The organism is Methanomassiliicoccus sp. (assembly GCA_012719175.1).
In the GTDB taxonomy this organism is placed as follows: domain Archaea; phylum Thermoplasmatota; class Thermoplasmata; order Methanomassiliicoccales; family Methanomassiliicoccaceae; genus UBA6.
Map to the genome: position 1 here is coordinate 107,773 of JAAYAX010000005.1, position 12,875 is coordinate 120,647.

Annotated in this window: 14 protein-coding genes and 1 tRNA gene; 8 read left to right on the top strand and 7 right to left on the bottom strand. The window is 59.6% G+C overall.

The genetic code is table 11. The annotated features are described in order from the left end of the window. Nucleotides 1-194 precede the first annotated feature (194 nt). On the top strand, nt 195-1,040 hold the full coding sequence (locus GXX95_04085; protein ID NLT37323.1) for a transposase: 846 nt from the start codon (nt 195-197) through the stop codon (nt 1,038-1,040). A 13-nt stretch (nt 1,041-1,053) separates the two neighbouring features. Here GXX95_04085 and GXX95_04090 read toward each other — a convergent pair whose 3' ends face one another. Together GXX95_04090 and pyrH are read right to left on the bottom strand one after the other, a co-directional pair. Then, nucleotides 1,054-1,533 (bottom strand): carboxymuconolactone decarboxylase family protein, encoded by a 480-nt coding sequence (locus GXX95_04090; GenBank protein ID NLT37324.1) that lies wholly within the window; start codon nt 1,531-1,533, stop codon nt 1,054-1,056. Nucleotides 1,534-1,594: 61 nt separating this feature from the next. Continuing rightward, entirely contained in the window at nt 1,595-2,275 is a 681-nt protein-coding gene (gene pyrH, locus GXX95_04095) for a UMP kinase (protein ID NLT37325.1), read from the bottom strand. A 478-nt stretch (nt 2,276-2,753) separates the two neighbouring features. Here pyrH and prf1 point away from each other — a divergent pair, with 478 nt between their 5' ends. The 3 genes from prf1 to GXX95_04110 are packed head-to-tail and all read left to right on the top strand — an operon-like array spanning nt 2,754 to nt 6,212. Next, nucleotides 2,754-4,007, top strand: a complete 1,254-nt coding sequence (gene prf1 / locus GXX95_04100) for a peptide chain release factor 1 (protein ID NLT37326.1) — start codon at nt 2,754-2,756, stop codon at nt 4,005-4,007. Beyond that, a complete protein-coding gene (locus tag GXX95_04105) occupies nt 4,007-5,722 on the top strand; it encodes an arginine--tRNA ligase (GenBank protein NLT37327.1) in 1,716 nt (571 codons plus the stop codon). The genes prf1 and GXX95_04105 overlap by 1 nt, the downstream gene beginning before the upstream one ends. 1 nt (nt 5,723) lies before the next feature. After that, a complete protein-coding gene (locus GXX95_04110; protein ID NLT37328.1) occupies nt 5,724-6,212 on the top strand; it encodes a GNAT family N-acetyltransferase in 489 nt (162 codons plus the stop codon). On the opposite strand, the gene GXX95_04115 is transcribed toward GXX95_04110, so the two are convergent. The 3 genes from GXX95_04115 to GXX95_04125 all read right to left on the bottom strand — a co-directional run bounded on the left by GXX95_04115 (nt 6,209) and on the right by GXX95_04125 (nt 9,417). Beyond that, entirely contained in the window at nt 6,209-6,937 is a 729-nt protein-coding gene (locus tag GXX95_04115; GenBank protein ID NLT37329.1) for a lipoate--protein ligase family protein, read from the bottom strand. The genes GXX95_04110 and GXX95_04115 overlap by 4 nt on opposite strands. Nucleotides 6,938-6,950: 13 nt before the next feature. Beyond that, entirely contained in the window at nt 6,951-8,108 is a 1,158-nt protein-coding gene (locus GXX95_04120; protein NLT37330.1) for a formate--phosphoribosylaminoimidazolecarboxamide ligase family protein, read from the bottom strand. Between the two features lie 85 nt (nt 8,109-8,193). Beyond that, complete coding sequence (locus GXX95_04125; GenBank protein NLT37331.1) at nt 8,194-9,417, bottom strand: Mg/Co/Ni transporter MgtE; 1,224 nt, start codon at nt 9,415-9,417, stop codon at nt 8,194-8,196. 246 nt (nt 9,418-9,663) lie between these two features. On the opposite strand from GXX95_04125, the gene GXX95_04130 reads away from it, so the two are divergent. After that, the gene (locus tag GXX95_04130) at nt 9,664-10,296 is read left to right on the top strand and encodes a potassium transporter TrkA (protein ID NLT37332.1); all 633 of its coding nucleotides are present in this window, start codon (nt 9,664-9,666) and stop codon (nt 10,294-10,296) included. Next, on the top strand, nt 10,296-10,883 hold the full coding sequence (locus GXX95_04135) for a hypothetical protein (GenBank protein ID NLT37333.1): 588 nt from the start codon (nt 10,296-10,298) through the stop codon (nt 10,881-10,883). The genes GXX95_04130 and GXX95_04135 overlap by 1 nt, the downstream gene beginning before the upstream one ends. Before the next feature lie 12 nt (nt 10,884-10,895). On the opposite strand, the gene GXX95_04140 is transcribed toward GXX95_04135, so the two are convergent. Continuing rightward, nucleotides 10,896-10,971, bottom strand: a tRNA-Gln gene (locus GXX95_04140). An 80-nt stretch (nt 10,972-11,051) separates the two neighbouring features. Beyond that, nucleotides 11,052-11,684: an adenylate kinase gene (locus tag GXX95_04145; protein NLT37334.1), complete on the bottom strand. Its 633-nt coding sequence runs from the start codon at nt 11,682-11,684 to the stop codon at nt 11,052-11,054. Between the two features lie 122 nt (nt 11,685-11,806). Between GXX95_04145 and GXX95_04150 the strand changes: the two genes are divergently transcribed. Further along, nucleotides 11,807-12,325 carry a GNAT family N-acetyltransferase gene (locus GXX95_04150; GenBank protein ID NLT37335.1) on the top strand — a complete coding sequence of 173 codons (519 nt, stop codon included), beginning with the start codon at nt 11,807-11,809 and terminating at the stop codon, nt 12,323-12,325. Next, the gene (locus tag GXX95_04155; protein NLT37336.1) at nt 12,325-12,873 is read left to right on the top strand and encodes a GNAT family N-acetyltransferase; all 549 of its coding nucleotides are present in this window, start codon (nt 12,325-12,327) and stop codon (nt 12,871-12,873) included. The genes GXX95_04150 and GXX95_04155 overlap by 1 nt, the downstream gene beginning before the upstream one ends. The last annotated feature ends 2 nt before the right edge of the window (nt 12,874-12,875 follow it).

Consider the following 12,875-nt stretch of genomic DNA (forward strand, 5'->3'; position numbering starts at 1 on the left):
TATCAATGACATCTGACACGACTATCACACTTCTGGGCTGATCCCCGCCAACCCGTTGTCTCCGTTTCGCCGCTCTACCAGTCCCAGGACTGTGGCAAGCCCCTTCCTATTTTTCTCATCACATTAATTCTTTCCTCCGTGAATTCTTAATATCCGGAATAACTCTGTAGCCAGACAATCAAGGTGTGAGGGACATGAGGTTATTGGTGTGTAGTCTGGAGGACAATGCGAGCGTGAACATCCGGGACCGGATCCTGGCCCTTGCCGATTGGACCGAGCAAGGAACGATGGAAGGCTCGCCCGTGTACTACCTGAAGGACATGGCCTTGATCACCGTCCCCCGCCTCCATCTGTGGAACGACAACATCGACAAGGCCGCAGCGAGAGCGCTGGGCACGTCCGTGGAGGAGGTGGTGTTCCTCTCTCGCCACAAGGCGGCCTCAGGAAAACGATCCCTCACCGTGCACCCCATAGGCAACTGGGGCCGGGCGGATTACGGCGGCAGGGAGGGGACCGTGGTCCCCTCGGCCCCCCATCTGATGTCCTCCCTGCTGAGGCAGCTGAAGGAGGAAGCGGCAGGGCTGGAGTTCGAGATCACCTTCGAAGTAACACATCACGGCCCCTACCTGGAGACGCCTACATTGTTCATAGAGATCGGCAGCAGTGAGGCCACCTGGGGGGACCATGACGCCGCCCAGGCCATCGCCCGCTCCCTGTTGAACGTGGAGGTGTCCGCTTACCCCGTGGCCATGGGGATCGGGGGCGGCCACTATGCTCCCCGGTTCTCCGAGTCTAGTCTGTTCAAGAAGATCGATTTCGGTCATATGCTGCCCAACCACGCCTTCGATCTGGAGGACAAGGAGGGTCTGGCCGATAAGATCAGGAGGGGCATGGAGGGAAGCGGGGCTTCCCTTGCTTACATCCACAGGAAATCGATGAAGCGGTCCGAGGCCACCACGCTCTCCGAGCTCGTGAGGTCGATGGGCTATGGGACGGTGGACAGCTCGGACCTGGAGAACATCCACCCGTCCGACCCCTGATGCGGGTGAGAGCTCACTTCTTGCGGGTCTTCGTCTTGGCCTTGGAAGATACGGCTGGCTTAGCGCTTTCCGCGGCCTTCTCCTCTTCCATTTCGGCGAACAGCTCGCTCAGTCCGCTCCTGGCAACCGACCAGGTGGGAACCCCGCCGCACACCACCGCTACGTGCATGGCCTCAACGATCTCCTGCTTGGTGGCCCCGTAGTTGACGGCGACCCGCGCCTGTGGGTATATGCAACCTTCGCACATCCGGGTGGCCACGCAGGCCAGGGCGATGAGCCTCTTGGTCTTGCGGTCCAAGGCCCCATCTTCCACTAGGACCCTGTCCAGTTCTTTTATTACAACTGCAAGTTCAGGGTTGTGCTCCCTTATATGATGGAGGGTGTGGGGTGCGTAGTTGCCCATGCGGCACTTCATCTCCGCGACCGCTTCCTCTGCGCTGACATCGTCCTTCAGGTTCTTGATCCGCTTGCACTGCTTACCTTCCTCTGTCATGTCCAATCCTCTTGACCTCAATGTCTATGATGCAGAGACCAGTTAATGCTTATCCCTGACATCAACCGCCGATCACGGTGCCTTTGACCTTCCTGCCTCTGATCGCGTCCTCCATGTCCTGGAGATCGCGACCGGACACGATGAACAGGGGTATGCGGCACCTCTTGACGATCTCCGCCCCCATGGGATCGAACACGTGCGAGTTTCCGGCTCCGTGGCCTCCTGCCATCATCTCCCCGAGCTGATCGAAGGTCAACCGATCGTACCTCCTGGCCTCAGGGAACTTCCGGGGGTCGGCGGAGTACACCCCGTCCACAGAAGTGGCGTTGACTATACGTGAGGCTCCGACCTTCTCGGCCAGCGCCGCGGACACCCCGTCGGTGGTATGCCCGGGAGTGGTACCCCCCATCACCGCCACCCGGCCACATCGGCCCTGGGCGGCCGTCTCCTCGACGGTGACCGGCACCTCGTCGTAGGCCATGTCCTTGAGCGCGAGCTGTAGGAGGCGGGCGTTGAGTCGGGTCACACCGATGCCCAGCTCGTCCAGCTGTTCCTCCGTGGCATCGAGGTCGCGGCCGGTGTTGATGTAATAGCGAGCGACCTTGCCGCCTCCGCACACGACGTAGATCTCCAGATCGTCGGTCAAGGTCCTGAGCAGGGATGCGAGATCCTTGAGGAAGGTTCCGTCCCGATCGTCCGGGATCAAGATGGAGCCTCCCAGCGAGATGACTACCTTTTCCATGTGGTCTTTCCCTCCAATTCAGCTATGGCCTACTCACGATGATGTAGATGTAGCCGCATATCGCCAAGGCATTTAATCATATCACTTGTTGCGTTCCCAACACATAGGGTCAAACTGTTCCCTACAGAAGCGTAGGAGGGCGTACCATCCGTGGATCCCCAGGCGAAACGGACCAGGAATCCGGTCACTCCCTTGACCCCCGGTCCATTTCATGGACATGCGCGGCATGCGGCCGTCCCTTGGTAGAGGAAGGAGCAGTATCGAACCAGCGTGCGTAGAGCGCGGCTTCGCCGGCCCGCCCTTTTACCTATAATCCTGAACTCTGCTGCCAGGGACCTTGTCAGCGACCTATCAAAGCTATCGATCTCGAAACAGAACGATCTCCCTAGTCGCAAGCATCCAGTGGGAAAGTGGAGGCTGACCAATAGGTTTAATATAGAAATACCTTTAGCGTAAAAAAGCGTAGGTCGAAGTCAAGATGGCTCCAGATGAGAGCGATAATGAGAGGATGATGGAGAAGCGCAGGTATGATTTCAAGCGCGCTCTAGAAGAGATAAGGAACATCCATGGGCGAGGTACCGAGCTGGTATCCGTCTACGTGCCCCCGGACAAGCAGATATCCGATGTGGCCAACTACCTAAGGAACGAATATTCACAATCACTGAACATCAAGAGCAAGAGGACCAATAAGGCCGTCACAGGGGCCATCGAGTCCATACTGGCACGCCTGAAATATTTCAAGACCCCTCCCGAGAACGGCGTGATATTCTTCGTGGGTGAAGCGCCGACCGCAGGAGATCAGACCAGGCAGGTGCAGTTCGTCCTGGAACCCCCTGAACCGATCACCACGTTCATGTACCGCTGCGACTCCGAGTTCTACACCGAGAAGCTGTGGGACATGCTTGATGAGAAGACCACCTTCGGCCTTCTGGTCATCGACAGGTCGGAGTCCACCATCGGACTGTTGAAGGGCAAGAGGGTCATACCGGTGAAGAACATCCAGTCCCTGGTGCCGTCCAAGCACGGACGCGGTGGCCAATCGGCCCTGCGTTTCGAGCGGCTCATCGAGATCGCCGCGCACGAGTTCTACAAGAAGACCGCGGACATCGCCAACGAGGCGTTCCTGGCCCAGTCGGACCTGGAGGGAGTACTGATCGGCGGTCCCGGCCCCACCAAGGAGTTCTTCGTGAAAGAAGAGTACCTTCATCACGAGCTGAGGAAGAAGATCATCGACACCTTCGATACCGGCTATACTGACGAGTACGGCCTCAAGGAGCTGGTGGAGAAGGCCAAAGATTCGCTCGCGGACCTGGACCTGATGCGGGAGAAGGCGCTGATGCAGAGGCTGCTGGAGGAGATACGCAAGTCCGACGGCGGCCTCGCCTCCTATGGAGAGGAGCAGGTGCGGCACGCCCTGGCGCTGGGAGCGGTGGACACTCTGCTGATCTCCGAGGGTCTGAGGAAGGTGCGGGTGACCATGAAATGTCCGGAGTGCGGATGGTCCGGAACCCTAACCATGGACAAGGTGGAGGACGCCAAGTGCCCCTCCTGCCCCGGGGCCACGCCGATAATAGAGAGCTCGGTGGACTTTGTAGACGCGTTCTACGAGGACGCCTCCAAGGTGGGCTCCAAAGTGGAGCTGCTCTCGGTCGACTCTGAGGAAGGGGAGCTGTTGCTCAAGGCCTTCGGTGGCATTGCGGCCATCCTTCGATATGGGATCGGTGGGATGTGATGGACCCCCTGGAGCCGTTCCGAGAGGAGGTCCGTATCGCGGCCCAGAAGGCGTTCGCCCAGATGGGTGCGGACGTGAGCTTCGAGATCGAGGTGCCATCGACCGGGATCGCCGATTTTGCGGTGCCCTGCTTCCCCCTGGCCAAGAAGCTGCGGAAGGCGCCACCACTTATTGCTGAAGAGGCGGCCGCCCTCATCCCCTCCCTGGGCCTGGTCTCTAAGGTGTGGGCGGAAAAAGGCTACCTCAACTTCCAGCTCAACGACGGCCAGCTGAACGTCAGCACCCTGGAGGCCATAGCGGCGATGAAGGGTAGCTACGGCCGCGGGGACCTGGAGAAGAAGAGAGTGCTCCTGGAGCACACCTCGGTAAACCCTACCGGCCCCATACATGTGGGGAGGGCCCGCAACCCCATAATCGGAGACACGTTGGCCAGGTGCATGCGGGCCTACGGCTACGATGTCACCACCGAGTACTACGTCAACGATGTAGGCAAGCAGGTGGTCATGCTCACCTGGGGCCTGGAGAACATCCCCGCAGAGGATCTCCCGGAGGTCGCTGGCGACAAGGCCGACCACCGCCTCGTGGTCTACTACCAGAAGGCCAACAAGATGATGGAGTCTGACCCTGAGGTGGAGAGGCAGGTGGGGCAGATGCTGCGCCGCTTCGAGGATGGGGACGAGGAGGTCATGGGCAAGGTCCGCAGGACCGCCAAGCTCATGCTGGACGGCATCATCGAGAGCTTGGTCTCCATAAACGTCATCATAGACCAGTTCACCTGGGAATCCCAGTTCATCAAGGACGGGTCGGCCCACCGCGTGGTGGCGGAGCTGAAGCGCTCCGAGCACTGCTCCGAGGAGAAGGGCGCCTGCTATCTGGAGCTGAAGCCCTTCGGCATCCATGGCAAGGAGACCCGGTTCTTCTTCACCAGGGCTGACGGCACCACGCTTTACACCACCAGGGACATGGCATATCACCTTGACAAGTTCAAGCGTGCGGACCGTATGATCAACATCCTGGGAGAGGACCAGAAGCTGGGCCAGGCACAGCTGGCCATCGCCCTCAAGCTCCTGGGCCAGGACCGGGCTCCGGAGTGCGTGTTCTACTCCTTCGTATCCCTGCCTGAGGGACGTATGTCCACCCGCAAGGGAACGGTGGTGTATCTTGACGACCTCATCGAGGAGGCCGAGGAGCGTGCCCTGGAGGAGGTCAGGAAGCGGCGGACGGACCTCTCAGAGGAGCGCATGCGCGAGATCGCCAAGGCCATCGGTAGGGGGGCGGTGCGTTATAATATAGTGCGGGTTCAGCCCGAGAAGCCCCTGGTCTTCAAGTGGGAGGACGCCCTCAACTTCGAGGGCAACAGCGCCCCCTTCGTGCAGTACGCCCACGCCCGTGCGTGCAGCATCCAGAGGAAGGCCGGAATCAGCGAGGGAGCGTACGATCCGGCGACCCTCACCAACGAGTACGAGCTGCGGCTCGTCCGCGTCCTCGCCCGTTATCCCTCCGTGATCAGGGAGGCGGGGGAGAAGGCCCGTATCCAGGTCCTGCCCGCGTTCGGCCACGAGCTGGCCGCTGCTTTCAACCAGTTCTACACCTACGTCCCGGTGCTGAAGGGCGAGGAGAACAGGGAGGTCCGCCTGGCCCTTGTCGATGCCACCCGCATCGTCCTGGCCAATGTCCTCAACACCCTGGGTCTGAGCGCTCCTGAGGAGATGTGAGATGAAGATAGTCCCCCTGACCGATGAGGAACGCGTGTCGGTGCGCATGCTGGAACTGGCCTGCGTGCGGGAGTATGTCGAGGGGCCCATGGCAATGAAGTGGGACGACTTCTCTCAGGAGGTCAGGCAGAAGTTGGGAGCGTCGGCCAGCGGCTCGTTCTCGTTCTACCGGGACCAGGGCCTCAGCTTCATAGCCAAGGAGGGGGACCAGGTAGTGGGCTTCGTCTTCGGCCAGATGGTCCAATGGATCGACGGCATCGAGAAAGCGGTGTGGCTGGAGAACATTGGGGTGGACAGGGAGTTCCGCCGGATGGGCATCGGCTACATGCTCCTGCGGCATCTGGCGCTGGAGGGCAAGAAGAAGGGTGCCCTGGTCGTCCACAGTTCGATAGCCCCGAACAACATCAGCTCGCTCCTCCTGCATAAGAAGATGGGGTTCATGGCCGAGGACAGGAAGGTAGCGTACCTGGACCTGGAGAAGTACGTCTAACGCAGGAAGGTATGCTGTTCCCGGCCGTACTTCGTAGCCACCAGGTCATCCATCGATTGAACCTCGTTGGAGGTCAGATACCCCTTCTCCATAGTGCATCCCAGAGCTTTCGAGAACCCCCGGACCACCGCTATTTTCACCGCGTCCATGGACGGTACAGGCACAATTAACTCTGACAAGGAGACCATGGAGGCACGGACGCGCTTGTTCGAGCGCAGGACCGCGAACATCCTGTCATAGTCGACGCTTACCAACAACGTCCCGTGCTGCAGGACCGCACCCCCCCTGCGCATCTGGGCGCTCCCGGAGATCTTGCGGCCGTCGACCAGGATGTCGTTCACTGGCTTATATTCAGCACTCACCCCCAGCTCCTCCAGGCCCAGGACCAGCCCCCGACAGAGCATACGGAACGTCTCTTGGGGATCCTCGGGGACGGAGCGGCGGTCCATGATCACAGAGTAGATGAGCTGTCCGGGATCGGTATATATGGCGCTGCCGCCGCTCGCCCGCCTTACCGCCCTCACCCCCAGACGTTCCATGGCCTCCATGTCCAGGCATTCGTCAGACCTTTCAAAATAGCCCAGGGAGACCGTGGGACCGCTCCTTCGGTACAGGTGAAGCGTATCGGGGACGGACCCTTCCCCCCTCGCCTGGAGGATGGCCTCGTCGATGGCCGCGGAGCGCTCCGGGCTCACCAGGTCCGTGTCCACGAGACGAAGGCGCATGGCAGCGTTCTGCTCAGGTCACGATCTCCTTGAGGCGCCCTTCCTCCACCGCCCTCCTGACCTCCATGGCCAGCCTGCGCCCGGTGGACATGTTCTGGCGCCACAGGGAGTTGCCGTAGGCATGCCCCACGTTCATATGGACGTTGGTGCCGCCGCCGATGCGTGGCGCCACATCATAGATGAAGAAGTTGAGGTCCTTGTCCACACAGGTCTGGAGGCAGAACGGTCCGATGATGCCCGGAGAGAACAGCTCCTTGGTCGCCTGGACGTACTTCTCTGCGAGCTCGAACGCCTTCTCCAGCAGGCTCTCCCTAAGGGTTGCGGAATTATGGCCGCAGACGGTGTACTCGGGTACCTTCTGCTCCTCGTTCAAGGTGATCTGCTGGACAGCAGGTATGCGCACATGCCCGTCGAGGGAGCTCTCGAACCTCCAGTCCACTCCGATGAGCTCCACCCGCTCCCCGCGCTTCTCCAGGGGCGAGTAGAAGAAGTCCAGGTTGAACACGGGGCCGATGATGTACTCCTCCATCCTCGCGCTCTCCAGGGTCTCCCGGTCGATGACCCCCTGCCTGATCAGTTGCTCCGATTTCTGAACATACTCATCATAGGACGCGCAGGTGAAGAAACCCCTCTCTAGCTTCTTCTTGGCATGATGGAGCTTCACGATGCTGAGGGAGTCTATGTCCTGTGGATCTGTGATCTTCCGGGGGTAGGGCATCCCCGCCTTGTCCAGGAGCCAGTAGTAGTCCTGGGGCCCGCCCCGGTCCTCGCTGCGGAGGAGGTTGCGCGATCCCACAAGGGGCACCAGGAAATCATTCTCCACCGAATCGATCGAGCAGTAGGAGGTGAAGGAGCGGTTGGGCACGAACAGGACGTTTCGGCTCCGGAGGTCCGACATGATGTCCGGTCTCAGGATGTCCTTGAACCTGGGCAGCAGCATGACCTCGTCCACCATCCCCCGGGTCACGTTGTCCTTCTTATCACGGAACGCCTTGAAGTAACGGGAATAGGGAGCGTCCCTGCCCTCCTGGCATACGGCCAAGGTGTGGAAGCCCTCCTCCACCGCACCATCGCAGGTGTCGAGCGCGGAGTGGGAGCCGATAACGCCTATCATTGCACTGCTGGGATCATAGTCCTCAAGGACCTCGTGGATGGCCTTACGTTCTATCATGGACCCTCGCCTTATAACCGGAACGTGGAGGAGAGTATAAGCCTGTCGGGAGCGTCTGAAAGGGCAGATCAGATACAAGCCCTGTTCAACCCACGGACAGCCCCATGATGACGATGAACACCATGAGCGCCACCGCCCCCACGGAGTCTATGGCCGAGGAGGTCAAGGGGATGGAATGGTCATCGGGGTCGAGGGAGAAGCGATACGTCATCACGGCCACGTAGTAGGCGATGATGTTGAGGATCGTCACCGTCACCAGACCTGCGGTCAAAGACAGGAAAACCATCTCCCACAGGGGCGGTGAGGCCAGCCCTAGAAGCAGCCCCACGGCGTAGGATGATATGCCCAGGAGTGTGAACACCCACAGAGCGAAGATGTAGATGATGGCGAAGTTCTCCATGGCCACCCTCCCCGGGGCCCTCCCCGGTTCCAGGATACCCATGTGCAGCAGGGATGAGAAGCGGGATGTGAGGATGCCCCCCAGGGCGTTGGCGTCCTCCAGGAAGGGGGGTATCAGTACCAGCAGGACCGGCAGTGCCACCAGGGCCTCCAGCTGGTGCTCGATGGTCACCCCCGCGACTATGTCCAGCAGGATGCACAAGGTGAGAACGGGAGCGCTCTGTACAAAGATGCGCCGCATCTCCCCCGTTCCCTTGGATATGGCCATTCCCACCAGCACGATGGTCACGAGGATGAACATTATCGAGAACAGGAGGATGGTGAAATCCGGGGAGTTGAGGACGATTATGGCCGAGAGGAACAGCATGGGCAGGGTCACGATGTCCCCGGCCGCCGTGATCAGCGGAGCGGAAATGTTGTCGATGTCCCAGTTGCGCCGGAACCCGATGCCCGCCACGATGATGTTGATGAGGATCAGGACCAGGCCGGCCAGTATGCCGCCGAGAACGGAGATGAAGATCAGCTTCTCCACGGACATGGACTCCAGTCCCAGCAGGAGGCAGGTGGCGCTGGCAAGGACACCCATGAGGACGGACATGGCCAGAGTGAGGAGCAGGGAGGACTCCATGTTCGATCGGAGGATGCCCCCCTTGCGGAAGGAGATCTCAAAGGTACCTATGTGCATCGCGGTGCCCAGACGGCTCCCCAGGGCGCCGAAGATGTTGCCCCGCATACCGATGGCCGGAGGTATGAGGATCATGAGACCGGGAAGCAGCTCCAAGGTGCCGCTCATGGTGCCTAGGGTGACGCCGGCGATGAGATCGCCTAACGAGGAGATCATCAGTGCTACCATGCCCAGGGAGAAGACCGATCTGTTGTTTACAAAGAAGGTCCTTGTCTCCTTGAACAATATTGCTCACCTCGTGCAGGAAACCCCTACTTCCTATATGTAATTCTTTCACATGCCATGCGCAGCCCGGACCATGGCGGGGGCCGATAATTCATATATATGCCATAGAGATTAGAGGAACGAGCGAGCGCGTTGAGCCTCGTGTTGGCGCGGTGCACAGAAGTGAAGGGCAAGGACGTTGTTAGGAAGGAGCTTCTGGACACGTACTTGGATGGAGCACTGTGCCATGGGAGTGTGCGTTAACTAATGCCTTTCTTCGATTCCCCCGACGATGAGGAAGACGAGCATCTGACCGTAAGGGAGCTTCTCACCGAGATGAAGGACATCTCGGAGGTCATTGTGGACTTGGCATATGCTGCCCTGCTGTTCGACAGCCAGGAGATCGGTGCCGAGGTGCATCATCTCGGATCGAGGATGGACACCCTCAACCACGAGATCAAGATCCGCATGATGCTAGCATCGCGTACCAAGCAGGACGCGGTGCAGCTATCCGTCCTCCTGCAGGTGGCCGAGGGTGCCGCCGCCATGTCCAAGGCCGCGGGTGACATCGTGGACCTGCTGGAGCTGAACCCCAAGGGCAGCCCCATCGTGAGCCTGGTGCTCAAGGAGGCGGAAGAGAAGATCCGCCTGCAGACGCTGTCCGAGCAGTCGGACATGAAGGGCAAGACCCTGGAATCTCTGAGCGTGGAGACTGAAACTGGGATGAGGATCATAGCCATAAAGCGGGGGATCCGCTGGATCTACGACCCGGAGAAGGAAGTGACCCTGAAGGAGGGTGACGTCCTGGTGGTCCGCGGGACCGAGGACGGTTTTGAGCGCCTGCGGCGCTTCGCTACCGGAATGGAGAAGTGGCCAGTGTACCCACAGGAGGGACCGTGATGGGACCCCTGGAGGAGATGCTGCTGGAGATCAAGGACACCTCCGAGCTGATGGTGGACCTCGCGTACTCATCGCTACTGTACAACAACCGCGACATAGCCGAAGAGGTCAACCAGCTGGATGCTCGCATGCAGGAGCTGGAGAACGACATCCAGGAGATGGCCGTCCAAAATGCTGTGGACGACAAGGACATCAAGAAGGCGCTTCTCATCATCCGGCTGGCGCAGTCCGTCGGGGAGATCTCCGGCGCAGCCATGAAGATCGCCGATGTGGTCAGGCGGGACGTCCCGCCTCATCCGGTCATACAGCTGTCGCTGCGCGAGACCGATATAATCATCACCGCGGTGACAGTGGGAGTCACCTCCGACCTCGCCGGAGCGACACTGGGGAAGATCAAGCTGGCGACCAATACCGGTATGTACGCCATCGCCATCCGCCGCGGCCGACGCTACATCTACGGTCCTGACCAGTACACCATGATGATGGAAGGAGACACCCTGTATGTGCGCGGCCCTGAGGACGGGGAGCAGTACCTTAGGGACCTTGCCAACGGAACGGTGCATCTCGAGCCTAAGGACCTGAAATAAGGGTTAGAAGGATGGTAGCCCCGGGCAGATTCGAACTGCCGTCGCAAGATCCAGAGTCTCGCATGATTGACCGCTACACTACGGGGCTATAGTAGCGGGCCTGGAAAATGCTACTATATTTTAAATGTATCGCTGTGGGGACCGGGAGGGGCCCGGCCCCCATCATGTTCAGTTCTTGAAATCATTTATGGCCGCGAGGATGCGGTCGTACACATCGTCGATCTCCCCCTGACCATCGACGTCCACCAGTATCCCCCTCTCGCTGTAGAACTTGGCCAACGGCAGGGTTCGCTCCTTGTACACCCGCAGGCGCTCCCTTACCACCGCCTCGGTGTCGTCGGTCCTCTGGTACAGCTCGCCCCCGCACTTGTCGCACACACCCTCCTCCCTCGTGGGTTTGGCGATAAGGTGGTAGACCTCGTTGCACTGTTTGCAGCTACGACGGTTCACGATGCGGTCCACGATGATCTGTTCGTCCACGTCCAGGTTCACCGCGAGGTTGATGTCTGCTATCTCATCGAGCATCCTGGCCTGCTCCAGGTTCCGCGGGAAGCCGTCGAGGAGGAACCCTCCTTTCAATGCCGACACCTTCTCACGGATAAGGCCGATGACCAGCTCATCGGGGACGAGCTTGCCGGCGTCCATGAACCCCTTCGCCTTCACTCCCAGCGGGGTGTTGTTGCGGACCGCCTCTCTGAGGAGGTCGCCCGTGGAGATCAACGTCAGCCCTAGCTCCTGGCAAAGCCTCTTCGCCTGAGTACCCTTCCCCGAGCCGGGGGCCCCAAGCAGCACCATCTTCATGTCCATGAGGTCGTCATATAATATTCTCCCTTAAGCCACTTTTGACATCCCCCAATGATTATTATCGATTACCACCCTCATGAACGGACGGAGTGAAACTGTTCATGAAACAAGGAGGTCAGGTGGGCCTGCGACCAATGCTAAGCGAGGATTCGTGGCTCTTCTACAAGTGGTTCAACGACCAGCGGGTATTGGCGGACATGGGCCTGAAGCACGCGCTGTTCTGCGTGTCCGTGGAGGAGGAGCGGGCCAGGATCGGAAAGAAGCTGTCCTCCCCCACCGACCGGGACTTCATCATAGTGGACCTGGAATCGGAGCATGCTATCGGCTGGGCGGGTCTGTCGCACATCGATCTGCGCAACTCCACCGCCGAGGTCAATGTCGTCATCGGCGAGCCCCAGGAATGGGACAGCGGAAAGGGCATCGAGGCCACACGCATGCTGGTGGATCATGCCTTCGAGGTGATGAACATGCACCGACTCTACCTAAGAGTGGCCGAGTACAATGAGCGAGCCATCGCCTGTTTCACCACCAGCGGCTTCACGGTGGAGGGAACGATGAAGGACGACCATTACCATCACGGTAAGTACGCTTCATCGCACCTTATGAGCATCCTGAGGGAAGAGGGAGGGAGACGCTGATGCTAGAAGGAAAGCTAGTCCGTCTTCGCGCCCCTGAGAGAGGCGACCTTCCCGTGTTCGTGAAGTGGATAAACGATCCCGAGGTGACCGAGTTCCTGCAGTTCGAGCCACCCATGTCCATCGAGGACGAGGAGATATGGTACCAGCACATGATCCAGAGCAAGGACCGGACCTTCGTAATCGAGACCAAGGAGGGACGTCCCATCGGGAACATCGGCCTTATGGGAATGGACCTGAGGAACCGCAAGACCGAGATCGGGATCATGATCGGGGAGAAGGACCTATGGTCCCACGGTTACGGCACGGACGCCATGCTCGTCCTATTGCGTTATCTCTTCGATGAGATGAACATGAACCGGGTCGGCCTGTACGCTGATTCGCACAACCACCGCGCGCTAAGATCCTACGAGAAATGCGGTTTCACTCATGAGGGGGTGGTCCGGCAGTACCGTTTCAAGGACGGCCAGTATCTGGACAGCGTGCAGATGTCAATACTGCAGCAGGAGTGGAAGGTGGCGGAGCTGGCAAGAAGTAATGACGTGAGATAGGA